This window comes from Methylorubrum thiocyanatum (assembly GCA_014138645.1).
GTDB lineage: Bacteria > Pseudomonadota > Alphaproteobacteria > Rhizobiales > Beijerinckiaceae > Methylobacterium > Methylobacterium thiocyanatum.
This window is the reverse complement of record JACJIB010000001.1, coordinates 90,600-117,019: the sequence shown is the minus strand read 5'-3', so window position 1 is coordinate 117,019 and position 26,420 is coordinate 90,600. Positions and strand designations below refer to the sequence as shown.

Annotated in this window: 29 protein-coding genes, 1 pseudogene and 1 riboswitch; of the genes and pseudogenes, 17 read left to right on the top strand and 13 right to left on the bottom strand. The window is 69.6% G+C overall.

Features of this window, described 5'->3' with window-relative positions; genetic code table 11:
* The first annotated feature begins 64 nt into the window (after positions 1–64).
* The 4 genes from HNR51_RS00560 (at position 65) to HNR51_RS00545 (ending at position 6,393) form a co-directional block, all read left to right on the top strand.
* The gene (locus HNR51_RS00560) at positions 65–1,093 is read left to right on the top strand and encodes an ArsR/SmtB family transcription factor (RefSeq protein WP_182553670.1); all 1,029 of its coding nucleotides are present in this window, start codon (positions 65–67) and stop codon (positions 1,091–1,093) included.
* A 58-nt stretch (positions 1,094–1,151) separates the two neighbouring features.
* A complete protein-coding gene (gene metF, locus HNR51_RS00555) occupies positions 1,152–2,084 on the top strand; it encodes a methylenetetrahydrofolate reductase [NAD(P)H] (RefSeq protein WP_012453550.1) in 933 nt (310 codons plus the stop codon).
* Between the two features lie 194 nt (positions 2,085–2,278).
* A complete protein-coding gene (metH, locus tag HNR51_RS00550) occupies positions 2,279–6,031 on the top strand; it encodes a methionine synthase (protein WP_182553669.1) in 3,753 nt (1,250 codons plus the stop codon).
* A gap of 146 nt (positions 6,032–6,177) precedes the next feature.
* Positions 6,178–6,393, top strand: coding sequence for a hypothetical protein (locus HNR51_RS00545; RefSeq protein ID WP_141951029.1), 216 nt, complete (start codon positions 6,178–6,180; stop codon positions 6,391–6,393).
* 231 nt (positions 6,394–6,624) lie between these two features.
* On the opposite strand, the gene HNR51_RS00540 is transcribed toward HNR51_RS00545, so the two are convergent.
* Positions 6,625–7,818: a GNAT family N-acetyltransferase gene (locus HNR51_RS00540; protein ID WP_182553668.1), complete on the bottom strand. Its 1,194-nt coding sequence runs from the start codon at positions 7,816–7,818 to the stop codon at positions 6,625–6,627.
* Positions 7,819–8,020: 202 nt separating this feature from the next.
* Between HNR51_RS00540 and HNR51_RS00535 the strand changes: the two genes are divergently transcribed.
* On the top strand, positions 8,021–9,073 hold the full coding sequence (locus HNR51_RS00535) for a polysaccharide deacetylase family protein (protein ID WP_182553667.1): 1,053 nt from the start codon (positions 8,021–8,023) through the stop codon (positions 9,071–9,073).
* 15 nt (positions 9,074–9,088) lie between these two features.
* Here the strand turns inward: HNR51_RS00535 and HNR51_RS00530 are convergent, their stop codons facing one another.
* Positions 9,089–9,538 carry a hypothetical protein gene (locus HNR51_RS00530; protein WP_182553666.1) on the bottom strand — a complete coding sequence of 150 codons (450 nt, stop codon included), beginning with the start codon at positions 9,536–9,538 and terminating at the stop codon, positions 9,089–9,091.
* Between the two features lie 117 nt (positions 9,539–9,655).
* The gene (locus HNR51_RS00525; RefSeq protein ID WP_012453544.1) at positions 9,656–9,862 is read right to left on the bottom strand and encodes a DUF2842 domain-containing protein; all 207 of its coding nucleotides are present in this window, start codon (positions 9,860–9,862) and stop codon (positions 9,656–9,658) included.
* A gap of 232 nt (positions 9,863–10,094) precedes the next feature.
* Between HNR51_RS00525 and HNR51_RS00520 the strand changes: the two genes are divergently transcribed.
* Both HNR51_RS00520 and trhA read left to right on the top strand, forming a co-directional pair.
* Entirely contained in the window at positions 10,095–11,240 is a 1,146-nt protein-coding gene (locus HNR51_RS00520; RefSeq protein ID WP_182553665.1) for a COX15/CtaA family protein, read from the top strand.
* A gap of 267 nt (positions 11,241–11,507) precedes the next feature.
* Positions 11,508–12,188, top strand: coding sequence for a PAQR family membrane homeostasis protein TrhA (gene trhA / locus HNR51_RS00515; RefSeq protein WP_012453542.1), 681 nt, complete (start codon positions 11,508–11,510; stop codon positions 12,186–12,188).
* Between the two features lie 140 nt (positions 12,189–12,328).
* On the opposite strand, the gene HNR51_RS00510 is transcribed toward trhA, so the two are convergent.
* Positions 12,329–12,589 carry a hypothetical protein gene (locus HNR51_RS00510; RefSeq protein WP_012453541.1) on the bottom strand — a complete coding sequence of 87 codons (261 nt, stop codon included), beginning with the start codon at positions 12,587–12,589 and terminating at the stop codon, positions 12,329–12,331.
* On the opposite strand from HNR51_RS00510, the gene HNR51_RS00505 reads away from it, so the two are divergent.
* The 5 genes from HNR51_RS00505 to HNR51_RS00485 all read left to right on the top strand — a co-directional run bounded on the left by HNR51_RS00505 (position 12,570) and on the right by HNR51_RS00485 (position 16,469).
* Positions 12,570–12,755: a hypothetical protein gene (locus HNR51_RS00505; protein ID WP_141951024.1), complete on the top strand. Its 186-nt coding sequence runs from the start codon at positions 12,570–12,572 to the stop codon at positions 12,753–12,755. The genes HNR51_RS00510 and HNR51_RS00505 overlap by 20 nt on opposite strands.
* Before the next feature lie 92 nt (positions 12,756–12,847).
* A riboswitch (TPP riboswitch) is annotated at positions 12,848–12,952 on the top strand.
* A 73-nt stretch (positions 12,953–13,025) separates the two neighbouring features.
* Complete coding sequence (gene thiC / locus HNR51_RS00500; protein WP_182553664.1) at positions 13,026–14,918, top strand: phosphomethylpyrimidine synthase ThiC; 1,893 nt, start codon at positions 13,026–13,028, stop codon at positions 14,916–14,918.
* Between the two features lie 97 nt (positions 14,919–15,015).
* Positions 15,016–15,348, top strand: a complete 333-nt coding sequence (locus tag HNR51_RS00495; RefSeq protein WP_182553663.1) for a hypothetical protein — start codon at positions 15,016–15,018, stop codon at positions 15,346–15,348.
* On the top strand, positions 15,327–15,956 hold the full coding sequence (locus HNR51_RS00490) for a nucleotidyl transferase AbiEii/AbiGii toxin family protein (protein ID WP_012453538.1): 630 nt from the start codon (positions 15,327–15,329) through the stop codon (positions 15,954–15,956). Before HNR51_RS00495 ends, HNR51_RS00490 begins: the two co-directional genes overlap by 22 nt.
* A gap of 165 nt (positions 15,957–16,121) precedes the next feature.
* Positions 16,122–16,469 (top strand): flagellar protein FlaG, encoded by a 348-nt coding sequence (locus HNR51_RS00485; protein ID WP_012453537.1) that lies wholly within the window; start codon positions 16,122–16,124, stop codon positions 16,467–16,469.
* 138 nt (positions 16,470–16,607) lie between these two features.
* Here HNR51_RS00485 and flaF read toward each other — a convergent pair whose 3' ends face one another.
* Complete coding sequence (gene flaF, locus HNR51_RS00480) at positions 16,608–16,982, bottom strand: flagellar biosynthesis regulator FlaF (protein ID WP_141954766.1); 375 nt, start codon at positions 16,980–16,982, stop codon at positions 16,608–16,610.
* 177 nt (positions 16,983–17,159) lie between these two features.
* Here flaF and HNR51_RS00475 point away from each other — a divergent pair, with 177 nt between their 5' ends.
* Positions 17,160–17,399 carry a hypothetical protein gene (locus HNR51_RS00475; protein WP_012453535.1) on the top strand — a complete coding sequence of 80 codons (240 nt, stop codon included), beginning with the start codon at positions 17,160–17,162 and terminating at the stop codon, positions 17,397–17,399.
* A gap of 37 nt (positions 17,400–17,436) precedes the next feature.
* Here HNR51_RS00475 and HNR51_RS00470 read toward each other — a convergent pair whose 3' ends face one another.
* The 7 genes and pseudogenes from HNR51_RS00470 to HNR51_RS00440 all read right to left on the bottom strand — a co-directional run bounded on the left by HNR51_RS00470 (position 17,437) and on the right by HNR51_RS00440 (position 21,992).
* On the bottom strand, positions 17,437–17,577 hold the full coding sequence (locus HNR51_RS00470) for a hypothetical protein (RefSeq protein WP_012453534.1): 141 nt from the start codon (positions 17,575–17,577) through the stop codon (positions 17,437–17,439).
* A gap of 191 nt (positions 17,578–17,768) precedes the next feature.
* Positions 17,769–18,095, bottom strand: coding sequence for a hypothetical protein (locus tag HNR51_RS00465; protein WP_141951022.1), 327 nt, complete (start codon positions 18,093–18,095; stop codon positions 17,769–17,771).
* A 221-nt stretch (positions 18,096–18,316) separates the two neighbouring features.
* Positions 18,317–18,850 (bottom strand): annotated as a pseudogene (locus tag HNR51_RS00460) (metallophosphoesterase family protein); the annotation flags it as partial.
* Between the two features lie 105 nt (positions 18,851–18,955).
* Positions 18,956–20,116 carry an energy transducer TonB family protein gene (locus HNR51_RS00455; RefSeq protein ID WP_182554002.1) on the bottom strand — a complete coding sequence of 387 codons (1,161 nt, stop codon included), beginning with the start codon at positions 20,114–20,116 and terminating at the stop codon, positions 18,956–18,958.
* A gap of 52 nt (positions 20,117–20,168) precedes the next feature.
* Positions 20,169–20,630 (bottom strand): protein TolR, encoded by a 462-nt coding sequence (gene tolR / locus HNR51_RS00450; RefSeq protein ID WP_012453530.1) that lies wholly within the window; start codon positions 20,628–20,630, stop codon positions 20,169–20,171.
* 86 nt (positions 20,631–20,716) lie between these two features.
* Positions 20,717–21,418 carry a MotA/TolQ/ExbB proton channel family protein gene (locus tag HNR51_RS00445; protein WP_141951019.1) on the bottom strand — a complete coding sequence of 234 codons (702 nt, stop codon included), beginning with the start codon at positions 21,416–21,418 and terminating at the stop codon, positions 20,717–20,719.
* A 70-nt stretch (positions 21,419–21,488) separates the two neighbouring features.
* Complete coding sequence (locus HNR51_RS00440) at positions 21,489–21,992, bottom strand: Tat pathway signal protein (protein ID WP_141951018.1); 504 nt, start codon at positions 21,990–21,992, stop codon at positions 21,489–21,491.
* Positions 21,993–22,627: 635 nt separating this feature from the next.
* On the opposite strand from HNR51_RS00440, the gene HNR51_RS00435 reads away from it, so the two are divergent.
* Together HNR51_RS00435 and HNR51_RS00430 are read left to right on the top strand one after the other, a co-directional pair.
* Positions 22,628–23,059 (top strand): Hsp20 family protein, encoded by a 432-nt coding sequence (locus HNR51_RS00435; protein WP_012453527.1) that lies wholly within the window; start codon positions 22,628–22,630, stop codon positions 23,057–23,059.
* A 155-nt stretch (positions 23,060–23,214) separates the two neighbouring features.
* Positions 23,215–23,499: a BQ00720 family protein gene (locus HNR51_RS00430; RefSeq protein WP_052300104.1), complete on the top strand. Its 285-nt coding sequence runs from the start codon at positions 23,215–23,217 to the stop codon at positions 23,497–23,499.
* A 44-nt stretch (positions 23,500–23,543) separates the two neighbouring features.
* Here the strand turns inward: HNR51_RS00430 and HNR51_RS00425 are convergent, their stop codons facing one another.
* On the bottom strand, positions 23,544–24,341 hold the full coding sequence (locus HNR51_RS00425; RefSeq protein ID WP_182553661.1) for an alpha/beta hydrolase: 798 nt from the start codon (positions 24,339–24,341) through the stop codon (positions 23,544–23,546).
* A gap of 125 nt (positions 24,342–24,466) precedes the next feature.
* Here HNR51_RS00425 and HNR51_RS00420 point away from each other — a divergent pair, with 125 nt between their 5' ends.
* Together HNR51_RS00420 and infC are read left to right on the top strand one after the other, a co-directional pair.
* The gene (locus HNR51_RS00420; RefSeq protein WP_182553660.1) at positions 24,467–25,696 is read left to right on the top strand and encodes a glycosyltransferase family 4 protein; all 1,230 of its coding nucleotides are present in this window, start codon (positions 24,467–24,469) and stop codon (positions 25,694–25,696) included.
* 177 nt (positions 25,697–25,873) lie between these two features.
* Positions 25,874–26,395 (top strand): translation initiation factor IF-3, encoded by a 522-nt coding sequence (gene infC / locus HNR51_RS00415; RefSeq protein WP_012453523.1) that lies wholly within the window; start codon positions 25,874–25,876, stop codon positions 26,393–26,395.
* Positions 26,396–26,420: the final 25 nt, after the last annotated feature.

The window sequence follows — 26,420 nt, the reverse complement described above, 5'->3', positions numbered from 1 at the left end:
CGCGGCACCGGAGAGCGGCAAAACCCTCTTGCGTCCGGCCCGCTACGCACATAAAGATATCTTTATGTCTAGCGAGAGCGGCCCCACGAACAGCACGACCCCGGTCCCGGTGCCCTTCGCCGAGGCGCTCGCCGTGCTGCGGGCGGCGGCGGAGGAGACGCGGCTGCGCATCCTCGCGCTGCTGGCCGAAGGCGAGCTGTCGGTCTCCGACCTCACCGACATCCTCGGCCAGTCGCAGCCGCGCATCTCGCGCCACCTCAAGCTGCTGGTGGAATCGGGCCTGATCGAGCGCCATCGCGAGGGCGCCTGGGCCTTCTTCCGCCTGCGCGAGGCGGCCATGGGCTTCGTCGAGCCGCTGATCGCCGCCCTGGACCGCGTCGCGCCGCCGCTCTCCGAGGACCGCGCCCGGCTCGATTCGGTGCGGACCCAGCGCGCGGAGGCGGCCCAGGCCTTCTTCGCCCGGCTCGCCCCCAAATGGGACGGGCTGCGTTCCCTGCACGTGCCCGAAACCACTGTCGAGGCGGCGGTGCTCGACGTGCTCGGCGACCGCCCGATCCGCCACGTGGTCGATCTCGGCACCGGCACCGGCAAGATGCTCGGCCTGCTGGCGCCGCTGGCCGGCCGCGCCACCGGGCTCGATTCGAGTCACGCCATGCTCTCGGTCGCCCGCGCCAACCTCGAACGGCTCGGCCTGTCGCGGGTCGATCTGCGCCAGGGCGACATCCACGCGCCGCCCTTCGGCCGCGGCGGCTTCGATCTCGTGGTGCTGCACCAAGTGCTGCACTATCTCGACGATCCGGCCCGTGCGCTCCGCGAGGCGGCCCGCCTCGTCGCGCCGGGCGGGCGCCTCCTCGTCGTCGATTTCGCGCCGCACACTCTCGAACAGCTGCGGGAGAGCCAAGCCCATCGCCGCCTCGGCTTCGCGGCCGATCAGATCGCGGGCTGGCTGGTGCAGGCCGGCCTCGGCGATGTCGAGAGCCGCGACCTCGCCCCCGAGGACGGCACCGAATTGCCGCTGACCGTCACGCTCTGGCTGGCGCACGACGCCTCCGCCGGGATCGGGGCGGACCATTCCGAACGCGCCGTGGCCTGAGCCGCGGCTGACGACCAACAGCCTTCAAACGAACAGACTTCAGGAGAAGGGACGACAGATGCCCAACAGCTCCCGACACCGCGCCAGCCGCGACGGCTTCCGCCCGATCCGCGTCTCGATCGAGTTCTTCCCGCCGAAGACCGAGGAGATGGAGAAGATCCTCTGGTCCTCGATCGAGCGCCTCGCGCCGCTCCAGCCGAAATTCGTCTCGGTGACCTACGGCGCGGGCGGCTCCACCCGCGAGCGTACCCACAACACTGTGGCACGCATGGTGCGCGAGACGAGCCTCAAGCCCGCCGCCCACCTCACCTGCGTGAACGCCACCCGCGAGGAGATCGACGCCGTCGTGCAGTCCTACTGGGATGCGGGCGTGCGCCACATCGTGGCCCTGCGCGGCGATCCGGCGGAAGGCGTCGGCCACACCTACCGGCCCCATCCCGGCGGCTACGCCCAGACCTGCGACCTCGTGGCGGGCATCAAGCGGATCGGCGACTTCAAGGTCTCCGTCTCGGCCTACCCGGAGAAGCATCCTGAGGCCGCCTCGCTCGATGCCGACATCGACGCGCTGAAGGCCAAGGTCGATGCGGGCGCCGATCAGGCGATCACCCAGTTCTTCTTCGATAACGAGATTTATCTCCGCTACCTCGAGAAGGTGCGTGCGGCCGGCATCGACATCCCGATCATCCCGGGCATCCTGCCGGTGCAGAACTTCAAGCAGGCGGCCAGCTTCGCCCGCCGCACCGGCGCCTCGGTTCCGTACTGGCTCGCGGCCCGGTTCGAGGGTCTCGACAACGACGTGGAGACCCGCCGCCTCGTGGCCGCCGCGGTCGCCGCCGAGCAGGTGCTCGATCTCGTGGACGAGGGCGTGGAGGACTTCCACTTCTACTCGATGAACCGCTCGGACCTCGTCTACGCCATCTGCCATCTGCTCGGCCTGCGCTCGCAGGCGCCGGCCAAGCCGGCCGCGAAGCCGGAAGCCAAGGCGGCCTGATCGCTCGCTTCTCCACCCCTGACCCTCATCCCCGGAAGCGACCGCGCCGCGGTCGCCGCGAGGGAGGGTACCAGGAGCAACCACGTTGTCTGGAGGCCTTCGAGGCCTCCGCTCCGGCGCCTCAGGATGAGGTGGGTTGATGCGGCCGACGCTTTCGGCCATCGCCGTCCCGGAACATCCCAGGATCGTCCGACATGACCGCTTTCCCCCCCGTCGACGGCACCGAGATCGAGCGCGCGCTGCGCCAGCGCGCCTCGGAAAAGATCCTCGTCCTCGACGGGGCGATGGGCACCGTCATCCAGCGCCTGAAATTCACGGAAGAGGATTTCCGGGGTGAGCGCTTCAAGGACCACGGGCACGACCAGAAGGGCAACAACGACCTCCTGATCCTGACGCAGCCCGACGCGATCCGGCAGATCCATCTCGACTACTTCCTGGCCGGCGCCGACGTCTGCGAGACGAACACGTTTTCCGGCACCACGATCGCCCAGGCCGATTACGGCATGGAATCGATCATCCACGAGCTGAACGCGGAAGGCGCGCGGCTGGCCCGCGAGGCGGCCAAGCTCGCGGAGGAGCAGGACGGGCGCCGCCGGTTCGTGGCCGGTGCCATCGGCCCGACGAACCGCACGCTGTCGATCTCGCCCGACGTCAACAATCCCGGCTACCGCGCCGTGACGTTCGACCAAGTGAAGCAGGCCTATGTCGAGCAGGTGCGCGGCCTCATCGACGGCGGCGCCGAGCTGATCCTGATCGAGACGATCTTCGACACGCTCAACGCCAAGGCGGCCATCGCCGCCGCGTGGCAGGTCTTTTCCGAAGTCGGTATCAAGCTTCCCATCCAGATCTCCGGCACCATCACCGACCTTTCGGGCCGCACCCTGTCGGGCCAGACGCCGGCGGCGTTCTGGAACTCGCTGCGCCACTCCGATCCGCTGACCTTCGGCCTCAACTGCGCGCTCGGCGCGCGTGAGATGCGCGGTCACATCGCCGAACTCTCGCGCATCTGCGACACGCTGGTCTGCGCCTACCCGAATGCCGGCCTGCCCAACGAGTTCGGCCTCTACGACGAGAGCCCGGAGGCGATGGGCAAGCTCGTCGGCGAGTTCGCCGAGAGCGGCCTCGTCAACATGGTCGGCGGCTGCTGCGGCACCACGCCGGACCACATCCGCGCCATCGCGGAGGCGGTGGCCGGCAAGACCCCGCGAAAGATCCCCGAGATCCCGCGCCTGATGCGCCTCTCGGGCCTGGAGCCCTTCGTGCTCACGAAGGAGATCCCCTTCGTCAATGTCGGCGAGCGTACCAACGTCACCGGCTCGGCCAAGTTCAGGAAGCTCATCACCAACGGCGACTACGCGGCGGCGCTCGATGTCGCCCGCGATCAGGTCGCGGCCGGCGCCCAGGTCATCGACGTCAACATGGACGAGGGCCTGCTCGACAGCCAGAAGGCGATGGTCGAGTTCCTCAACCTCGTCGCCGCCGAGCCCGACATCGCCCGGGTGCCGGTGATGGTCGATTCCTCGAAATTCGAGGTGATCGAGGCCGGCCTGAAATGCATCCAGGGCAAGCCGATCGTGAACTCGATCTCCATGAAGGAGGGCGAGGAGAAGTTCATCGAGACCGCCAAGGTCTGCCGCTCCTATGGCGCGGCGGTGGTGGTGATGGCCTTCGACGAGCAGGGGCAGGCCGATTCCTACGAGCGCAAGGTCGAGATCTGCACCAAGGCCTACAAGATCCTGACCGAGCAGGTCGGCTTCCCGCCGGAAGACATCATCTTCGACCCGAACATCTTCGCGGTCGCCACCGGCATCGAAGAGCACAACCCCTACGGCGTCGCCTTCATCGAGGCGACCCGCACCATCCGCGAGACCCTGCCCCACGCCCATATCTCGGGCGGCGTCTCGAACCTGTCCTTCGCCTTCCGCGGCAACGAGCCGGTGCGCGAGGCGATGCACGCGGTGTTCCTGTTCCACTGCATCAAGGCGGGCATGGACATGGGCATCGTCAATGCCGGCCAGCTCGCGGTCTACGACGAGATCCCGGCCGAACTCCGCGAACTGTGCGAGGACGTCGTCCTCAACCGGCGCGAGGATTCGACCGAGCGCCTGCTGGACGCCGCCGAGCGGTTCAAGACCGGCGCCTCGGCCCAGGCCAAGACCGCCGACCTCTCCTGGCGCGAGGCCCCGGTCGCCAAGCGCATCGAGCACGCGCTGGTCAACGGCATCACCGAGTACATCGTCGCTGACACCGAGGAGGCGCGTAAAGAGGCCGAGCGCCCGCTCCACGTCATCGAGGGCCCGCTGATGGCCGGCATGAACGTGGTCGGTGACCTGTTCGGCTCAGGAAAGATGTTCCTGCCGCAGGTGGTGAAGTCGGCCCGCGTGATGAAGCAGGCGGTGGCCTATCTCGAACCCTTCATGGAGGAGGAGAAGCGGGCCAATGGCGGCACCGGCCAGCGCCAGGCCGCCGGCAAGGTGCTGATGGCGACCGTGAAGGGCGACGTCCACGACATCGGCAAGAACATCGTCGGCGTGGTTCTGGCCTGCAACAACTACGAAATCATCGATCTCGGCGTGATGGTGCCGGCCGCCAAGATCCTCGAGACGGCCAAAAAGGAGAACGTCGACATCATCGGCCTCTCGGGCCTGATCACGCCCTCCCTCGACGAGATGGTGCATGTCGCCGCCGAGATGGAGCGCGAGGGCATGGAGATGCCGCTGCTGATCGGCGGCGCCACCACCAGCCGCGTCCACACCGCGGTGAAGATCCACCCGGCCTACGAGCGGGGCCAAGCGGTCTACGTGACCGATGCGAGCCGCGCCGTCGGCGTCGTCTCCAGCCTGATCTCGAAGGAGACCCGCGGATCGACCATCGAGCGGGTGCGGGCCGAGTACGCCAAGGTGGCGGATGCCCATCGCCGCTCCGAGGCCGACAAGCAGCGCCTTCCGCTCGCCAAGGCGCGCTCGAACGCCTTCAAGATCGACTGGTCCGGCTACGCGCCGAAGAAGCCGAGCTTCACCGGCACCCGCGTGTACGGCTCCTACGAGGTGGCCGACCTCGTCCCCTATATCGACTGGACGCCGTTCCTGCAGACCTACGAGTTCAAGGGCCGCTACCCCGCGATCCTCGACGATCCCGAGCAGGGCCCGGCGGCCCGCGCCCTGTTCGAGGATGCGCAGGTGATGCTCAAGCAGATCGTGGAGGAGCGCTGGTTCAACCCGAAGGCGGTGATCGGCTTCTGGCCGGCCAACAGCGTCGGCGACGACATCCGGCTCTTCACCGGCGAGAGCCGGCAGGAGACGCTCGCGACCTTCCACGGCCTGCGCCAGCAGCTGTCGAAGCGCGATGGGCGCGCCAACACCTGCATCTCCGACTTCGTGGCGCCGACGGAGACCGGCATCGCCGATTATGTCGGTGCCTTCGTAGTGACCGCGGGGCTCGAAGAGGTGCGTATCGCCGAGCGCTTCGAGCGGGCGAACGACGATTACCGCTCGATCCTCGTCAAGGCGCTGGCCGACCGCATCGCCGAGGCCTTCGCCGAGCGCATGCACGAGCGCGTCCGCAAGGAGTTCTGGGGCTACGCGCCCGACGAGAGCTTCACCGCGGACGAACTGGTCCACGAGAAGTATGACGGCATCCGGCCCGCGCCGGGCTACCCGGCCCAGCCCGACCACACGGAAAAGGTCACGCTGTTCGATCTGCTCAAGGCAGAGAGCCGCATCGGCGTGAAGCTCACCGAGTCCTACGCCATGTGGCCGGGCTCCTCGGTGTCGGGCCTCTACCTCGCCCACCCGGAGGCGCACTATTTCGGCGTCGCCAAGGTCGAGCGCGATCAGGTCGAGGATTACGCCCTGCGCAAGGGCATGGACATCACGGAAGTCGAGCGCTGGCTCGGGCCGATCCTCAACTACGACCCGGCCCGCTACCTCAAGGCCGCGGCCGAGTAGTCGGGCCGAATCGGTTACGCCGAATAGGTCACACCCGGCGCGGGAACGCTCCCGCGCCGCCACTTTTCCCTTGCCGAGGGATGGCGGGGCACGGCACGCCTGCCGTCCGACCCGCGGGGCTGCCCCGCCTTCGACAGGAAGTCCCGATGCGCCCCACGCTCCTCGTCCTCGCCGCCGCGCTCCTCGCCAGCGGGCTGTCGGCCTGCAACAGCACCGATTCCGGCGGCCCCGGCCTGGCCTCGGCCTTCGAGACCAGCAACTACCGCCACTCGTCCGATACCAACGGCACCCAGACCCGCCGGGACGTGAACCGCGCCTACACCCAGCCCTCGCTGCCTTCGATCGCCAACCGCGGCTTCTGATTTCGAGCGCATCGTCCCGAAAGGCGGTTGCCGGCTTTCGGAGAAAGATGATGCGAAAACAGAGCGCTAGAGCATCGTCCCGAAAGGTGGCTGCCGGCTTTCGGAGAAAGATGATGCGAAAACAGAGCGCTAGAGCATCGTCCCGAGAGGTGGCTGCCGGCTTTCGGAAAAAGACGATGCAAAAACAAGAACCTAGAGCATCGTCCCGGATCCGATATCCGGGACGATGCTCTAGCGCAGCCGCCGCAGGTTCTGGGCCGCCGCCCAGAGCCGCGGCGAGCGCTTGATCCGGTGCTTGAGCCGCACCGCGACCCGTGAGGCGAGGACGAGGGCGTGGCTCGCTGGGCTCACCGGCACGGTCTGCTCCACGAGTTCGATGGTTTCGTCGCAGGTCTTGGCCTTGTAGCCCGCCTCGCCGACGCCGAGGTCGAGGGCACGCCGCCCCTGCGCCGCCTGATGGCCGACGAGCCGGTGCAGCAGGATCTCGCCGGGGCTGAACCGGCCGAGATCCGGGTCGGTGTCGAACGACGTCCACATCCCGCAGAAACGGGCACCGTCCACCGCGCCGCCGAAGGTCGCCAGGATGCGCCCGCTCTCGCTCGCCACCAGGGCGTGGACCTCGATCGCCGGGCGGCCCGTCGCATCCGGCGCGGTCGCGGCGGCGATGAAGCGGCGGACCGCCCCGTCGGCGTAAGGGTCGGCAATGCCGAGACCGGCGAAGCGCGCCGCCTTCTGCGCGTAGAACGCCGCCTGGATTTCGGCCGCCGCCTCCGCTGTCCCGGCGACGCGGTGCTCGACCGGCCCTAGGAACTCCACGAGCTTGCGCTCCTTGGCCCGCAGCTTCTTGCGGGTGTCGCCGCTGAACACCCGGCGCAGGGTGGCTTCGGCATCGGGGCCGAGCAGCATGCCGTAGGCGTCGCTCGGCGCCGGCAGGCCGCCCGCGGCCAGAGGGTTCGGGGTTCCGTCCCAGAAGCGCGGCTGGTTGCGGAACGTGAAGGCGTCGATCCCCGCCGCGCGGCCGGCCTCGACCAGGGCCGCGGTCAGATCCTCGGCCGGCATCGCCGCCGCCTCGCGGGAGGCGAAGAGCGGCATGTGGAAGTTGGCGTGCCGGTCGCCGACCACCCGCGCCACCCGCAAGGGGCCGCGGCGCCCGATCGTGAGCGGGAGAAGCACCCGCGCCCGCCCATGCGCGTCGCGCAGCACGAGGATGCGGATCGCCTCGCCCGCATCGATCCCGGCGCCGCGATAGGCGGAAACCCAGTCGAAGCGCTGGTAGGGCGTCATCAGCACGGCCGGATCGGCCTCCAGCCCCCGCCACAGCCCCTCGACCGCGGCAAGCTCCGAAAACACCTCCGCGGTGAGGCCGTCGCGGCCCCGCGAAACCGCCTGTGCGGCGCGCCCCAGATCCTCGGCGAGAACCGCCATGCCCGTCTCCCCCGGCGCGGGCGCCCGCCACGGGCGAGCCGGCCGCGCGAAAATCGCTGCGGGCGATCCTCGCCGCCGCGTCCTCAAGCTCCGGTTGACGCGGGGGGCCCGACCTTCGGGGATGGGTAACGAAAGCTTTTCGCGTCCGCCGCTAGTCTCCGCCCCGGCCGGGGCCGCCCGGTGCTTCGAGCCGAGACGGGTCATGCTGTCGCCCCGCACCCGACACCGCCTGTTCCGCGCCGGCTTCCGAGTCGTCGCCGCCACGGGCGCCGACCGCTGGCTCGCCCCCGCCACCCGCGGGCGCGGGGTGATCCTCACCTTCCACCACGTGCGTCCCGAGCCGGTGCCGGCCTTCGCGCCGAACGCCCTGCTGACGATCACCCCGGCCTTCCTCGAGCGGACGCTGGCGGGGCTGGCCGCCCGCGGCTTCGAACTCATCGGCCTCGACCGCGTGCCCGAGCGGCTCGCGGCCCCGGCGAGCGGGAAACCCTTCGCGGTCCTGACCTTCGACGACGGCTACCGCGACAATGTCGAGCACGCCCGCCCGGTGCTCGCCCGGCACGGCGCGCCCTGGACGCTGTTCGTGACCAGCGACTTCGCCGACGGGCGCGGGCGGCTGTGGTGGCTCGAACTGGAGCGGGCGATCGCGCGGCTCGACGCGGTGCGGCTCGGCTCAGGACCCCTCCTGCCGGCCCGCACCGACGCGGAGAAGACCGCCGCCTTCGAGACCGTCTACCGCATCCTGCGCGCCGGCCCGGAGGCGGTGCTACTGGAAGCCATTGCCCGGCTGTGCCGCGAGGCCGGGTTCGAGCCGGGCGGGATCGTCCGCGAGCTGTGCCTGACCTGGGACGGCTTGCGCGACCTCGTCCGCGACCCGGCCGTCACCATCGGCGCGCACACGCTCACGCACCCGATGCTCGCCAAGCACGACCCCGCCTTCGCGGAACGGGAGATCGCCGGGAGCCGCGCGCGGATCGAATCGGAGCTGGGCCGCCCGGTGCGCCACCTGTCCTATCCGGTCGGCGACCCGACCTCGGCGGGACCGCGCGAGTTCGAACTCGCAAAGAAACTCGGCTTCGCCACCGCGGTGACGACCCGGCCGGGCCACCTCTTCGCGGAGCATGCGCAGCATGCCCACGCCCTGCCGCGGGTCTCGGTGAACGGACTGCACCAGACCGATGCGGCGCTGGCGAGCTTTCTCTCGGGCGTGCCGTTCCTGGCCTGGAACCGCGGGCGGCGCCTCAACGTGGCATGAGCGGCAGTTGCCGCTTCAGCGGCGCCGGCGGCGCGCGCGCGACGAGCCGCCCTCCGATTCACCCGCACCGGTCTCGGCGCTGCCGACATCGAAGCTGGCGCTCGCCCGTCCGCGGCGGCCGGAGCGGCGGCCCCGGCGCCGCACCGGCTCGACATCGGGCTCCTCGACCGAGGGGATGCCCGGAATCGTCGCGGTCGAGGCGACGGAGGCGGTGCTGGAGGCCGCATCGTTGCCGCCGCTCACGTAGCCGCCGCCGCTGGCGACGTTGCGGGCCGGCGGGCCGAACATCGCGAGGCACTGATTGTAGGCGAGGTCGTTCTTCAGCCGCTCGCACTCGGCCATCGAGCGCGGCGTCCCCTGGGCGGCGGCCGTCCGGGCGGCGAAGGGCGCGGCGAGCATCAGCGAGACGGCAAGGAGGAGGTGCGGCCGGAACGGAGTCGCGGGACGGCACAAGGGTGGGCGCATGGGCGGCGGGCGACCTTCGGAACGAACCTTGAGCATAGGATGTCCCGCCTTCTCGCCGGGGAGTGCGGCGAAAAAAGGGGCCTTGCATGTCCAGGCGGTTCGGCCGTGCCCGAATGCCTAATCGTCCGCCCGGTCCATCCAGCGGATCAGCGGCATCAGCGGGAAGATCCAGGCGATGCCGAGGATGGAGTAGATCACCGTCTGCACCGCCGGATGGGTTTCCGAGATGCGGCTGTCGGCCAGCGCCATGGCGAGCGGCGCGTAGACGATGACGAACGCCAGGATGCCGAAGGTTCCGAGCAGGGTGCGCGTGCGGCGGCGCATGGACCGGGATCTCTCGTGACGGGACGGGCGTGAGGGGGCGCCGCTTCGACGCCGAAACAGGCTCGTACCGATCCGTTCCCCCGCCCGCAACGCGGTGGACCTGCGTCATACGCCGCGTTGCGTGCAGGCTACCGCTTCCCGTAAGCCAGCCTCGATCTTTTCCGCGATCTTTCCGGCCGCCGCACACGGCACCGGGCGATCCCGGCACTCAGAGACCTTGGCACGCGAGACCATGAGACTGTCGAAAGCCCCGCCCGCCGACCGCTTCGATGCCGTCCCGGCGGCGCCCGACCGCCCCGGCCGCGGCGCCGTGCGCGCGTGGCTCTACCTCCTGGCCGTGCTCGTGGTCGCGATGGTCGCGGTCGGCGGCGCGACCCGGCTCACCGGGTCGGGATTGTCGATCACCGAGTGGCGGCCGGTGACCGGCGTGGTGCCGCCGCTCAACGCCGCCGACTGGGCGGTGGAGTTCGACAAGTACCGCGACACGCCGCAATACCGCATCCTCAACCAGGGCATCGGGCTCGACGGCTTCAAGACCCTCTACTGGTGGGAATGGGGCCACCGCCTGCTCGGGCGGATCGTCGGCCTCGTGTTCTTCCTGCCCTTCGCGTGGTTCTGGTGGCGGGGCTGGCTCGGGCGGCGCCTCCTGCTCGGGCTGCTCGGCCTCGGCCTGCTCGGCGGGCTCCAGGGCGCGATCGGCTGGATCATGGTCGCCTCGGGCCTCCAGCCCGGCATGACGGCGGTGGCGCCGCTCAAGCTGGCGCTCCACCTCACCACCGCGAGCCTGATCCTCGCCGGCCTCGTCTGGCTCGCCGCCGGCACCCGCGCCCTGGCGCTCGCCCCGGCGCCCGAGCCGGTGCGGCGCGTGGCCGGCCTGCTGCCGGTGCTGGTGCTGATCCAGATCTGGCTCGGCGGCCTCGTCGCCGGCTCGAAGGCCGGCCTCCTCTACAACACCTGGCCCGACATGGACGGCATGCTCGTGCCGCCGGCCCGGATGCTGTTCGACAAGGTGCCCTTCATCGAGAACTTCGTCGACAACCTCGCCCTGGTGCAGTTCAACCACCGCCTCTTCGCCTATCTTGTCGTGCTGGTGGCGCTGGCCCACGCGGTCCAGGCCGTCCGCATGGCGCCGGGCGCCGCCGCCGGCCGGGCCATGGGCGTGGCGGCGCTGGCGCTGGCGCAGATGGGCCTCGGCATCGTCACCCTGCTGCTGCAGGTGCCGCTCTGGGCGGGGCTCGCGCATCAGGTCTTCGCCATGGCGGTGCTGATCATGGCGACCGTCCACGCCCGCCTCAGCGTCGGCGTGCCGGCGGCCTCCGCGCCGACCGGTGCGGCGGTGCCGATCGGCCTGGAAGCGCTCGCCGGCCGCGGGGTCTGACCCCTCGGCCCCCTCCCGCCCGACTGGCGTGAAACCTGCCTCGCTTGCGGGGCAGGGTCACGAAACCGTCGCCATCCGTCCTATGCTGGGAATGGCACCTTGGCCGACGGCGGTGCAGCATAAAATTGGGCTTATCTTGCGGCGCAATCGATGGAGGCCAGTCGTCGCAGAGGCAATTTCGGTGGAAGACCCTTCGCTCCGTAGTTCGACGATGGAACGACTCGCCGCTCTATAGAATTAAATACCTCGCCAACACAGGGGCAGAGGATGTTTCTGGCCGAGGACGGACGCCCGCTTGCGCTGACCTGGAACTACACGCCGCGGGAGTTGCGGGCGGACGGCGCGGTCCACATCGCGGGCTTGATCCTCGGGGTTTTCGGCGCGGTCTGCTTGGTCGTGACCGCCACTTTGACGCATCTCGGCTGGATCGAGCGCGCCTCTCTGCTAGTCTACGCCACCGCGATGCTGGCGATGCTCGGCGCGTCGGCGGCCTACAACATGTGGCCGGTGAGCCCGCGCAAGTGGATCCTGCGCCGGTTCGACCACGCCTTCATCTACCTGATGATCGCGGGCACCTACACGCCGGTGGTGGCGCTGGTGGGATCGGGCCCCGTCGCCTGGACCCTGCTCGCCCTGATCTGGACCGTGGCGCTGGCCGGCATCGCCATCAAGATCCTGATGCCGGGCCGCTGGGACCGGGTCTCGATCGTGCTCTACCTGATGCTGGGCTGGAGCGGCGTGCTCGCATACGAGTCGGTGATTTCGGGGCTTACCCCCTCAGCCCTCGGCTTCCTCGCCGTCGGCGGCCTGCTCTACTCGGGGGGCGTGGTGTTCCACGTCTGGCGCAGCCTGCCGTTCCAAAACGCCATCTGGCACGCCTTCGTCCTGGCCGCGACCGCCTGTCATTACGGGACGATCATGGCGAGCGTGCTGCACGCCGGGGGGTGAGCCCCCGGGGCCGCCATTCCGGACCCGCGCCGCGGAATCCGGAAACCCTTCGTGATGCACGGCTCTGTGAGAGGTCGCGCTTGGACGTGGATTGCGGGCTCGCCTCCGGCGCTCCGGAATGACGATCCCCGCCGCTCGCCTCAGGCCGGCTCGGAGATGCTGCTGCCCTCGCCCAGGGTGTCCGAGGCGCGCTCGACGGCGCTGATCGCGTCGAGCAGGTGTTGCACGCTGCGCTCCACCTCGATCCGCGGCCGGTCCATGCTGGCCGCCCGCGCCACCAGCCCTTCGAGCTGGTCGAGCACGACCAGGAGGTCGCCCGCGACGGCCGCCACGTCGCAGCCGGTGCGGGCCGGCGTCGCGGGGGCAGGGCGGCGGAAAGGGATGATCGTGCTCATCGCCATCGTGTGTCGCGAAAAGGCGGGCGCATGGCCACCCGCCGACCGGGCGTCATCCACACCCAAGCCGCACCTCGCGGTCGCCAAAGGGGAGTTCGTGCCGCAATTGGTGAGTTTTTCGTCGAAAGCGTGGCTCGCATCCGCGGCAAACGGTCAAGCTTTCCCGCCGTGAGGGCCGAATCCGTACGAATCGGAAAAATCTCTCCTGCGAATCCACCCGTTCCGGCAATGGATTGACAAGGCGTGCGCCGAGGCAGAGGTTGGAATCGTTCCGAGGGGGGCCCCGTGTGGGGCTGAGAGTGGGCAGGCGCCCTGACCCTTGAACCTGATCCGGCTCGTACCGGCGGAGGGACGGGAACCAGTGGCCACTGCTCACGGGCAGTCTGGCCTTCCGCACCATCGTCGGGACCACGGGTCGCCTCCCATGTCAGGAGCGACAGCGATGAACGCACCCGTCCGTCCCAAAGATCTCCCCAACGGCAACCCTGCCAGCGTCACCACCGGCCCCGTCCAAGGCTCGCGGAAAGTCTACGCTGAGGCCCCCGGCCGCCCCGACATCCGCGTGCCCTACCGTGAGATCGCCCTGTCCGATCCGAAGGAGGAGGCGGTGCGGGTCTACGACCCGTCCGGCCCCTATACCGAGACGGATGCGGCGATCGACCTCGAAAAGGGCCTCAGCCCCGTCCGCGAGCCCTGGATCGTCGGCCGCGGCTATGCGGCGGTGAAGCCCCGTGACGTGAAGCCCGAAGACAACGGCTTCGCCTCCGCCGACAAGCTCGTCGCGCCCTGCCCGGCCGAGCGCACGATCCGCCGGGCCGAGGCCGGGCAGATGGTCACGCAGTACGAGTTCGCCCGCGCCGGGATCATCACCGAAGAGATGATCTACGTCGCGCATCGCGAGAATGCCTGCCGCGCGCAGATGCTGGAGCGCGCGGACGCCGCGCTGGCCGACGGTCAGAGCTTCGGCGCGGCGGTGCCGCCCTTCATCACCCCCGAATTCGTGCGCGAGGAGGTGGCTAGGGGCCGCGCCATCATCCCGGCCAACATCAACCACCTCGAACTCGAGCCGATGGCGATCGGCCGCAACTTCCTGGTGAAGATCAACGCCAATATCGGCAACTCGGCCGTGACCTCCTCGGCGGCGGAAGAGGTGGAGAAGCTGGTCTGGTCGATCCGCTGGGGCGCGGACACGGTCATGGACCTCTCCACGGGGCGCAACATCCACAACATCCGCTCCTGGATCGTGCGCAACTCCCCCGTTCCGATCGGCACCGTGCCGATCTACCAGGCGCTCGAGAAGGTCGGCGGCGACCCGCTGAAGCTCGACTGGGAGGTGTTCAAGGACACCCTGATCGAGCAGGCCGAGCAGGGGATCGACTACTTCACGATCCATGCCGGCGTGCGGCTCGCCCACGTGCCGCTCACCGCGCGGCGCACCACCGGCATCGTCTCGCGCGGCGGCTCGATCATGGCGCGCTGGTGCCTCGCCGGGCACCGCGAATCGTTCCTCTACGAGCGGTTCGACGAGATCTGCGACATCATGCGGGCCTACGACGTGTCGTTCTCACTCGGCGACGGCCTGCGTCCCGGCTCGATCGCCGACGCCAACGACGCGGCCCAGTTCGCCGAGCTGGAGACGCTCGGCGAACTCACCAAGATCGCCTGGGACAAGGGCTGCCAAGTGATGATCGAGGGCCCCGGCCACGTGCCGATGCACAAGATCAAGGTCAACATGGAGAAGCAGCTGCGCGAATGCGGCGAGGCGCCGTTCTACACGCTCGGCCCGCTGACCACCGACATCGCCCCGGGCTACGATCACATCACGTCGGGCATCGGCGCGGCGATGATCGGCTGGTTCGGCACGGCGATGCTCTGCTACGTCACGCCGAAGGAGCATCTCGGCCTGCCGAACCGCGACGACGTGAAGACGGGCGTCATCACCTACAAGATCGCCGCGCATGCCGCCGACCTCGCCAAGGGCCACCCCGCCGCGCAGCTGCGCGACGACGCCCTCAGCCGCGCCCGGTTCGACTTCCGCTGGGAGGACCAGTTCAACCTCTCGCTCGATCCCGACACGGCGCGCAGCTACCACGACGAGACCCTGCCGAAGGACGCGCACAAGGTCGCGCACTTCTGCTCGATGTGCGGCCCGAAATTCTGCTCGATGAAGATCACGCAGGATCTGCGCGCCGACGTGCTCGCCATGGAGGAGGCCGGCGTGGTGCTGGGCCAAGCCAAGCCCCTCTCCGAGGAGGAGCGCAACGCCGGCATGGCGGCCAAATCGCAGGAGTTCCTGGCGGAGGGCGGCAAGCTCTACGTCGACGCGGCGGAGTAGCGCGCGGCAATGGCACGCCCTTCGAGCGTGCCCCCACGTGACGCGAGCGGGGCAGTGCGCGAGGCACTGCCCCGCCTCATGCCTGCACGGCGCGTTGATGCCGATCACCGGATATGCGTATGACTCCGTCTCAGATCGAGCGGAGGACGCGATGCAGCGGAGAACGGCGCTGGAATCCGCCGCGGCCCATGGCGGGGTCAGCTACGGCTCGCTGCCGGCGCAGCGCCTGCGCGCGGTCCTCCTCGGCGATGAACCCTCGGACGCCGAGCGGGCGCGGATCCATCAAGCGCTATCCGAAACCCCCCTTGATCGGCTAGCCACGCTCGCCCGGGAGATCGGGCTCCCCTTCGCGGCTCTCGACAAACGATTTTCCGACCTGTTCGGAAGCAGCTTGGAGGATGCGCAGCAGTGGAAGCTTGGCGGTCATTGATACGCCGCGCCGTTGCCCGCCTTCAGGCGATCGGACTCGACACTCGCGATTGGACGTGGGGCGGGGGGACGGTCCTGATGCTTCGGTATCAGCACCGGCAGAGCCGCGACGTCGATATCTTCATCAACGACGTTCAGTATCTTTCCTATCTCTCGCCCCGCCTCGATGACCGCGAGACGGACGATCTGTTGGAGTATCACGAGCAGGCCAACCACCTGCGTCTCGAATATCCTGAAGGCGAGGTGGATTTTCTAACCGTCGCGCCGGTGTTTCCCGGCCTGAATCCGCAGACGATGAGCCTGGAAGGTCTGCCGGGGGACATCCAACTCATGCAGGACAAGGAGATCCTGGGCCAGAAGCTCCATTATCGGGCAGCGGGCTTCACCGGCCGCGACCTCTACGACTTCGTGGCGGTGACGCGAGGCGACCCGGATCTTCTGCGCGATCGAGAGTTGCAACACATCGCCGAACGGCGCCGGGATGCTCTGGAAGTGGCCCTCGCCTCCCCGAATTGCGAGAGAGGTTATGACGGCATCGACCAGCCGTCGTTGAACATTCCCTTTTCCGCGGCTCGCTCCACCCTGCTCGATTGGATCGGATCCCGCTGAACCGGTCTCCGGACACGATTCGCGAAAACCCTTCAGGCAATCTTTACGGATCGGTGAGGCTGGCGGCCGTTCCCGGGGGACAAGACCCGACGGTTAAGACTCCGGTAGCGACGCGCGCAATTTCCTGGAGTCCGGCCTCGTGCCGGAACCCGAAGGAATGCAGCCATGGACCCGATCAGGGCCGCGGCCCCGACGCCGCCCGTCTCGACCTCTCCCGTCACGCCCATCCGCCCGGTGGCCGAGCCCGTCCGCAGCGAGGCTCCGGCCTCCCGCGCGCTCGACCCCGCCGTCTCCGTCGAGGTGAAGCCCGAGGCTGCGGAGGCGAAGCCGCGGGAGCCGGAACGCCGCGCCTATATGCGCGACGCGGACACTCAGAGCCTCGTCTTCCGGGTCACCGACCCGCAGACCGGCGACGTGGTCATGCAGATCCCTGACGAGGTGATCCTCAAGGCGCGGGCCTATGCCCGGGAAGCGGCCCCGCCGCCTGGCGAGCGCGTCGCTAAAACCGCTTGATCGAAGAGGCTGAGCCTCCCTCCGGCAGAGGCTTCGTCCGAAAGCCTCGGCCCGTCTTCGCGCGCCCCATGACTTGAGCGGCGGCGCGGCCGAAGGGGCGCGGCCAACGATCGGCGATGTCGTGCGTGAAGCCGGCGCCTACGCGCCGGGCCCCGCATCGCCCTGAAGGCCCGCGGCGATGTGGTTGTTGAGCGAGACCAGGGACTCGATCTTCTCCCGGGTCGGCTCGATCATCGTGTCCATGATCGTGTGGAACACGTAGGCCGAGAGCTGGGCCATGCCGTGGCGCACCTCGACGGGAAGCGGGTTGGCGGGATCGGTGGCGGCGGAAGCCAGGATCGTCCAGACCCGCTGATTGAAGCCCAGGGCCTCGTTGAGGGCCGGCCCCGCCTCGACCCCGGTACCGAGGGCCTGGAGACGGCCGGCGGCCTTCAGGAGAACGGCGGCCTCGGCCTCCCGGGGAGAGAGCGCCACGCGCGCGACTTTCGCGTAGGCATTGGCCGCATACTGCATCGTCGGAACTCTCCCTGCGCCGTCCTCGGCCGGACGCAGGCGAATCATGCATTGGCTTTGTTAATAGCGGGTATGCGAAGGTTCTGCCGCATTGGCGCCCCGAAAAGGGGGGAGTGCTTCGCCGTGGCCGGCCCTTGTCGCCAATCCGCGCCGCACCGGGTTCGGAACCCGCCTCAGATGACGAACTTCTTCCTCGGATTGATGGCCGGCTGCATCATCGCCGGCGTCGTTACCATCACCGCTGCGCGGCATCCGGCGGTGCAGTTGCGGCTCGGTCTCGTGCCGCAGGCCCAGGCGGCGGTCGCTCCGCCTTCCCGTCCCGAGATACCCCGCTGCCCGGAGCCGAAGACGGCGGCCCAGGTGGGCAGGCCGGAAATGCTGTTCTCGCGCAATCGCCTCTGGTCGGTCGCGCCTTGACGAGACGTGCCGAAGCGACGTCGCGTTCTACGCCGCGTCAGACGCTGCTGCTGAGCAGGAACATCACCATCGTCGTCGCGACCGTGCTGCCGAGAAACCCGCAGAGGGCGGCAGCGAAGGACGGACCGGTCCGCATCTCGGCGGCGGGCTGACGGAGGGCGGTGTCGGTGGAGATCATGGCAGGACCCTGAGCGAGAGGTTTTTCCGGCGCGAAGCGGTTGGTTTCGTTGCGATGAACGTGCGCCTCACGGCGACGCTTGGCGGTGCGGGACCACACCCCGTCCCCGGGACGGTTTCCCGCTTTCGCCGCATCGGGTTAGGCGGTGCCATACCGACTGAGGCGGCACCGCGTTCGGATCCGGTTTCGGATCAGTCGCAGCGGTTGACGTGCTTGGCGACGCGCAGGGAGCGGAGTTCGCTGCGCAGGTCGATCGAGACGATGTCGGCTCCGCAATCCTCGAACGCGTCCTGCGCCTCGTGGTAGCGGTCGCCGATCTCGTCGAGGGTATCGCAGACGCGGTCGTGGTTGCCGAGCCGCGCCTCCTGACGAGCCTGATACCGCAGGGCGCTGGCCTCCTGGATCTTGCGGCGGCCGTCGATGCAGCCGGGCGCGGCGAGTGCCGAGGAGACGAGCGAGATGCCGACGAGGGAGGCCGTGAGGCCGGCGAGAGCGGTGTGTCGCATGAAGTGACGCATGGGCAGACCGACGCTGATTTGACCGAAGTCATGAAAAGGTTAAGGAGCGCTCGATGCGCGGGGCTCACAGTGCCGTCACTGCTCATGCCCTTGCATCGTCGTCCGTGTCGGTCTTTTGAACGGTGACGCTAAGCCGTTGGTTCCGACAACCCTTGAGCGGATCTGCGCCGTTTCTTGGCTGAACCTTCGGCAGGACCGGATTCGATCACCTCGCCCTGCGCCTCTGCCGCCTCCGCCCGCCCGAGAGCTTTTCCGACGCGGCGGCGTGAAACCAAGATCTCATCGAGGGTGACCGGCGCGAGGCCCTGCGCATCGACGCCGACATCGTACTGGCGTGGAATCGGCTTGAGCCGGCCGTGCGAATGGCCGTGCAGGTTGATCGCACCCCGGCCGAGGCCGTTCCAGGTCCGGAAGGCGTAGTGGCAAAGAACGAGCCGACGGCCCTCGACCTCGGTCTCGGCGTAATGCGCCACCGAAGTCCAGCCGGGCGCCGCCAGGGTGGCGGGACCGTCATTGTTGCCGACGATGAGGTGCTTGTGGCCGCGCAGGTCGCCGAGCAGGGCGGCGACGCACTCCGGCGGGGGCCCGAGGGCGAAATCGCCGAGATGCCAGACGGTGTCGTCCGGCCCGACGACCGCGTTCCAGGCCGCGACCAGCGCCGCGTCGTGCGACGGCAGGTCCGGGAAGGGGCGCCGGTCGATCCGGAGGATCCGGGGATCCCCGAAATGCGTGTCGCTCGTGAAGAAGACCGTCATCCGCCGCGCCGTCCGCTTGTGAGCGGGACAACGCGGCGGACGGGAGAATGATGCGGGCTTCGGCGCCCGCATTCAACGTTCGCGTTCAGCGCCCGTCAGCGCTCGTCATCGTCCCGGGCTGAAGCGCAGCGGGACGGTGACCGCGAGGCTCGACTGCGTCACCCCGGCCGGGGCCGGCGGCAGGCTGCCGCGCACCGCGGCGAGCGCGGCGCCGTCGATGGCGCCGACCCCGCTGCTGCCGACCAGAGCCGCGCCGCTCACCGCACCGGAGCGGCTCACGGTGAACCGCACGGTGGCCACACCGCCGCTGGTGCCAGCGGCGGCCTCGCGGTTCATGCGGCCGCGGATCGTCGAGGCGATGGAGCCCTTCCAGGCGGCCATGGCGTTGGGGTCGCTGGCCGAAGCGGCCGATCCCGTCGCGCTCTGGCGCGAGGTGGCGGCGGAGCTGCGCTGCGAATTGCCGGCCTGCGCGGCCTGGGCGCGCCGGGCGGCGTCACGCTCCGCCTTGGCCTTGGCCGCCTTGATCCGCGCCTCCTTCTGCGCCTCCTCGCGCTTCTTCTCCAGGATCTCCTTGCGGCGCGCCTCGCGCTCGGCCTCGCGCCTCTTCTCCAGCGCGGCCTTGCGGCGCTCCTCGATCTTCGGATCGGGCTTGGGCGGCTCGGGCGCCTTCGCCACCACCGGCGGGGGCGGCGCCAGCGGCTCCGCCTCCTGCGCCTGCGAGGTGATGATCTGCTCCTCCGGCGGCGGGGGCGGCGTGTCGGGCGGGACCTCGGTGACGGCCTCCGGCGGCGGAGGCGGCGGCTGCACCTCCTCCGGGGTGACCTCGGTCATCTCGGTGGGCGGGGGCGGCTGCACCTCCTCGGGCGCCACCTGCGTCATCTCGGGCGGGGGCGGAGGCTGGACCTCCTGCGGCGTCTCGACCGGCTGGGCCGTCTCCGGCTCGCCCTCGGGCTTGGCCTCCTCGGGGATCGCCTCGGAGCGCTGCGTCTCGGCGGGGGCCTGGGTCTCGGCCTCCATCATCTGCGGGGCGAGATCGATCGTGATCTCCTGGTCGCCCGGGGGAGCGGGCGGCGTCAGATGCAGATAGGTGATGCCGATCAGCCCGGCGGCGTGCAGGGCGAGCGCCAGGACGAAGGCCGCCGCGAGGCGCCCCTGGCCGCCGCCCTCGGACGCGCCCGAGGGAAGCCCCGACCCGGCCTGCCCGCGCAAGGAAGCGGGCAAGGGGGCAGGCTGGGGGGCAGGCATCGAAGCCGGCGTCGGCGGCATGGACGCTGGCATGGGTGCGGGCCTCGGAACGGGCTTGGGAGCGGCCATCGGCTTACCGGGGCGTCCCTGCGGCCGGCGCGCCGCCCGCCGACTGGGCGATCAGCGAGACCTTGGTGAAGCCCGCCTGACCGACGAGGCCCATGACTTCCATGATCTTGCCGTAGGGCACGTCGCGGTCGCCGCGCACGAGCACGACCTGATCCGGGTTCTCCGCCTTGAGCTGACGCAGCCGCGGCAGGATCGTCTCCGGCGTGAAGCCGTCCTTGGCGATGAACGGATTGCCGTCCTTGTCGATGGAGACTTCGAGCGGCTTCTGCGACTGCGCCACCTTGGCGGCGGTCGTCTTCGGCAGCTGCACCGGCACGCCCGTCGTCATCAGCGGCGCGGCCACCATGAAGATGATGAGCAGCACCAGCATCACGTCGACCATCGGCGTGACGTTGATCTCGGACATCGGCGTGGCGTCGAGGCCGTCCTCGTCGTCGCTCGCCGAACGAACGGTTCCCATGGCCATGGCTTCGCCCTCCCGGGTGTCGGCGGCGGCCTGCCGGGCTTTCAGCAGGCGCCGCGAATGGTTTCAGGGTTCAGCGAAGGACGGGGCTACTCGGCCGCCGCAGCCCGGGCATGGGGACCGCGGTCGCGGGCGAGGCGGTTGCCGAGCACGGAGATGCAGGAGACGAAGCTCGACTGGATGCGGGCGACGTCGCCGGAAAGCTTGTTGTAGGCCATCACCGCCGGGATCGCGACGACGAGGCCGATGGCGGTGGCGAACAGCGCCTCCGCGATGCCGGGGGCAACCACCGCGAGGCTGGTGTCCTGGCTCTTCGCGATCGACGAGAACGAGTTCATGATGCCCCACACCGTGCCGAACAGGCCGACGAAGGGGGCGGTGGAGCCGGAGGTGGCCAGAAGCGGCAGGCCGCCCTGGAGGCGCTTCACCTCCAGGCCGAGGGCGCCCTTCATGGCCCGCTCGATCCGCTCGCGGCGCTCGGCCCGGCTCTCGCTCGGATCCTGGTCGCGCCACGCGTCGAGCCCGGCCTTCACCACGTGCCCGGCGATGCCCTTCTGCCCCGTGTCGATGGTGCCCTCCGAGCGCACCATCGCGTCGAAGGCCTTGGCCTGACGCTTGGCGGCGGAGAGGCGGACGATCTTCTCGAACACGACGGTCCAGCAGGCGAGCGAGGCCACCACGAGAAGGATCATCACGCTTTTGACGATCGGGTCGGCCTGAAGGAACAGGCCGATGAACGACATGTCGTGGGCTGCAGCGACCGCCTCGGCGGGCACGGACGTCGGATCCATGTGTGACTCCTCGTGGCTCCAGGGATCGTCCGTCGCGGCGGTCAGGCCGGCGGGACGGACGTGGCCGGCCTCAGCGATCGAAGGCGGCCGAGGTCTTGGTGGCGGGTTCGATCCGCTCCAGGCAGGTCTCGCGGGTGGCGTCCCCGCCCTCGCAGGCGAGCACGTCGTTGAGCAGCAGGCGGCCGATCTTCGGGCAGGCGAGGCCGGCGAAATCGAACAGCCGCACCACGGTCTTCTTCTCCTGGACCGGCCCGAGCTCGACGGCGAGGCGCTTCTGGGCCACGCCCTCGGTGTCGAAGGCGAAGAGATCGACCTTGAGCGACTTCAGCGCGGGGCCGCGGCTGTTGTCGACGAGCATGTAGGTGCGGCAGGCCTCGCCCGCGGGTTCGAGCCGGTTCAGTTCGATCTTCAGGGGCGGGACATCCGATTTCGCCGCCGGCGCGGCGTCCTTGGCCGCCGGCGTGGCATCCTGGGCCATCGCGGCCGGGAGCGAGACGGTCAGAGCCACGGCGAAGGTCAGGCCCGCGAGGAGGCGCCCTCCGATTCCGCTGCGCCCCGGCATTGCACGCTCCATTCCCCAGCCTCCCTGAATCACGACGATCTCATCTCCCCAATCTCGCGCCGCCCCGGGGATCCGGAGCGGGCCGCTTGACCCGAAGGCCGAAGGACTGCCGCCGCGCCGCCAGGGGTGCCACGGCGCCGGTGGGCGCCGTCCTCCGGCCCGGATCACCGCGGCGCAATCTCCGGCCGCAGGGCGATGTGCGGATACAGCAAAGGTCACGCCCGGCGCTCCCCACAGCACCGTGTACGTTTCCGGGCGTGCCTATCCGACAAGCAGGGTCATAATCAAGGTTTGATAAGAACTTCAGAGCAATTCCAAACTATTGAGGAGAGCTGAGCCCCACCCTTAAATTTGCCTGTTTATCCCGGCCAAATTTCCGTTTTATCCCGGATGTTTGCCTGCCTTGGGCCAGCCCCATGGCTGTCCCCGTGCCCGCTCGCGCCGCGCCGGGAGCGCCGCGGGCCGGCGGTGCGCCCCCTCTGTTCGTGGACGCGTTCCCCTCTCGGTGGCCACCCTTGATCGGCACCCGTCCGCTTTCCATATCCCGCATCAAGAGCGCTGCCGTGAGGCGGGCTCGAGACCGCGAGGTGCCGCCAAGGGTCCGACGCCGTTCGGATTCGAGGGCCTTGCCGGAGGTTTGAGTGACGATGACGCGGCCGTCCCCGTTCGGATATCCGTTCCTGCTCGGCTTCGACGAGATCGAGCAGGCGCTCGATCGCGTCTCGAAGGCCGCCAGCGACGGCTACCCGCCCTACAACATCGAACGTGTCACCCGCAGCGAGCGCGAGCCGGAACGCTTGCGTATCACGCTGGCGGTCGCCGGCTTTACGCAGGATCAGCTCGACGTCTCCCTGGAGGAGAATCAACTGGTCGTGCGCGGTCGGCAGGTCGACGACAAGTCCCGCCAGTTCCTGCACCGTGGTATCGCCGCGCGGCAGTTCCAGCGGGCCTTCCTTCTCGCCGACGGCATGGAGGTGCTGGGGGCGGAACTGTCGAACGGCCTGCTCGCGATCGATCTCGCGCGCCCGGAGCCGGAGCGCATCGTGCGCAAGATCGCCATCGCCGCCAAAGATCCGTGAGTCGGATCGGGACGGGGCCGCGCGGGCACGACCGCGTCGATGCATCGCAGGCCGCGCCCGCCCGTTGCCCGGGCCTCCACCCCAACCCGGATTTGTCGCCGCCGACCCACGGGACCATATCCGGTTCAACGCTCTGCCTCGGAAGGAGGGCATCCATGACCGACGTCACGACGACCGACCTGACCATCGACACGACCGCCACCCCCGCCATCGATCCGGCGGAGTTCGCCGCGCTCGGCGAGGGGCACATCGCCTATGTCCGCCCGATCCGCTCGGACGAGGTGCGCAGCCTGTTCCCGCAGGCGCCCGAGATGAGCCCCGGCCTCGACCTGTTCGCCCTGCTCTCGGCGAGCGGCGCGCCGATCCTCCTCACGGATTCCCGCGAGGTCGCGGTCGCGAACGCCATGGCCCACCAGCTCTACCCGGTGAGCCTGCACTGAGCCTGCCCTCGAGCCGTCTCCCGCCTTGAGGGCGGGGACGCCTCTCAGGCCATCGCCGCGACCGTGCGCACGAGGAGGTCGATATCCTCGGGCCGCGACAGGCGGTGGTCGCCATCCTTGATCAACGTCAGCCTCGATCCGTGCGCCGGCAGGCGCTCGAGAATGCGCAGGGCGTGGGTGTAGGGCACGTCCGGATCGGCCATGCCTTGGAGGATGTGGACCGGACAGCCCGGCTCCAGGGGGGCGTCCAGCAGAAGGTGGCGCCGCCCGTCCTCGATCAGGCTCATACGGATCGGGTCAGGCTCCGGGGCGTAGGGCGTCGCGCGATACCAGACGCCGTCGCGCTCCAGGGTTTGCCGGACCTCCGGCGGGAAGGCCTCCCACATCAGCGCCTCGGTGAAGTCGAGGGCGGGCGCGATCAGCACCATCCCGCCGACGCGGGCCCCGCGCCGCGCCCGCTCGCGGGCGGCGAGGCAGGCGATCCAGCCGCCCATGGACGAGCCGACGAGGATCGGCGCCTCGTCGGCGTGGCGGTCGATGACGGCACAGGCGTCGTCGAGCCAGTGGGAGATGGAGCCGTCCTCGAAGCGTCCCTCCGACTCGCCGTGCCCGGAATAGTCGAACCGCACCATCCGCCGTCCGTTGCCCGCGGCCCAGGAATCGAGGGCGGCGGCCTTCGTCGCCCGCATGTCGGAGCGGAAGCCGCCGAGCCAGACCACGGGCGGTCCCTCGCCCGCGCGGACCCGCACCGCGAGCCGGCGCCGGGACGGACCTTCGACGTCGAGGGTCAGGACCGGCAGGTCGCCCTGCGAGGGGTCGGATTGAGGCACGAACTGAGTCACGGGCGCGCAAAATCCTGTGATTCTGAAACAAGCCGACGACGCTTCGTTTACCGAACCGTAAAGCCGCAAGACGATCCTTACGCCATGACCCAGTCTCAAGCGACCGTCCCGCCGCGGGTGACGCGATGAACGGAGGCAGCCCGTCCGGCGGCCCGGTGCAGTTGTCCGAAACCTCGCCGCTGGCGGGCGTCACGGTGCTGCAGATCATCCCGGCCCTGGAGGCGGGCGGCGCCGAGCGCACCACCGTCGATGTCGCGGCGGCGCTCGCCGAGGCCGGGGCCCGGCCGCTGGTGGCGACCGAGGGCGGCCGGCTCGTCGGCGAATTGCAGGCCAAGGGCGGAATCTGGGTGCCGTTCCCGGCCAACACCAAGAACCCCTTCGCCATGGCGCTCAACGTCGAGCGCCTCGCCCGGCTCTGCCGCCGGGAGGGCGTGCAGATCCTCCACGCCCGCTCCCGTGCCCCGGCCTGGGTCGCGCTCGGCGCGGCGCGGCGGCTGAAGCTGCCCTTCGTGACGACCTATCACGGCAGCTATTCGGGCCGGACCAGCGTCAAGGTGCTCTACAATTCGGTGATGGCACGGGGCGACGTCGTGATCGCCAACTCGCACTACACCGCCGAGCTGATCCGCCGGACCCATCCCGACCAGGCCGGCGGCCGGATCACCGTGATCCACCGCGGGACCGATCTGGCCGCGTTCACGCCCTCGGCGGTCTCGGCCGCCCGGGTCGAGAGCCTGCGCCGGGCCTGGAACGTGGCGCCGCACGAGCGGGTCGTGCTGCTCGCCGCCCGGCTCACCGCCTGGAAGGGCCAGCGCGTCCTGATCGAGGCCGCCGCCCGCCTGCGCGACCTCGGCGTGACGGACATCGCCGTGGTGCTCGCGGGCGATCCGCAGGGACGCACCGCCTACGAGCGCGAACTCGACGCGCTGATCGAGGCGCGCAGCCTGACGGGGATCGTGCGCCGGGTGGGACACTGCGCCGACATGCCGGCGGCCTTCCGCGCGGCCTCGGTCGTCGCGGTGCCCTCGGTGGAGCCGGAGGCCTTCGGGCGCTCGGCGGTGGAGGCGCAGGCGCTCGGCATCCCCGTCGTCGTCTCCGATCTCGGCGCCGTGCCGGAGACGGTGCTGGCGCCCCCCGACGTCGAGCCCGGCCAGCGCACCGGCTGGCGGGTGCCGCCGGGCGACGCGGCGGCGCTCGCCGACGCCGTGAAGGAGGCTTTGTCGATGGGCGCCAGCGCCCGCGACGCCCTTGCGCGGCGGGCACAGGCCCATGTCGAGGCGAATTTCTCGCTCGACCGAATGATCGAGGGCACCCTGAGCGTCTACGCGGATCTTCTGAACCGGACGAAAACGTGACAGGGATGAACCGAAATCAGTCCCACGAGTTGACTCGGCAAGAAGATTTGCCAAGTTAGTGCCGTCCGGCCGAGCCGGATCAATCGGTGGCCGGGGCTCGCCAGACGCGGTGGCTCTCAGGCTGCCGTTTTGTCGTTGATACAGGAGAACTGAGCCATTCGCAGACCAATGAGAGCCATGCCGGCCCCGCAGAAGGACGGGCCGCGCGCAAACCGGGACATCCGCGGTGTCCGCGACGTCCAGCTCATCGACCAGGACGGACAGAACCGGGGTGTCGTGCCCTTCTTCGACGCGCTGGCCATGGCTGAGGAGGTCGGGCTCGATCTCGTCGAAATCGCGCCGAACTCGGTCCCTCCCGTCTGCAAGTTCCTCGATTACGGGCGCTTCCGCTTCAACGAACAGAAGAAGCAGAACGAGGCCCGCAAGCGGCAGAAGACGGTCGAGGTGAAGGAGATCAAGCTCCGCCCCGGCATCGACAAGCACGACTACGACGTGAAGATGAAGGCCGTACAACGGTTCTTCGAGGAAGGCGACAAGGTCAAGGTCACCCTCCGCTTCCGTGGTCGCGAGATCGCCCACCAGGATATCGGTCTGCGCCTTCTGGAACGGGTGAAGCAGGAGACCCAGGAGGTCGCCAAGGTCGAGAGCGAACCGATGCTCGAAGGCCGCCAGATGATCATGATCCTGGCGCCGCGCTAGAACCCGTCCGCCGTCCTCCCGGAGG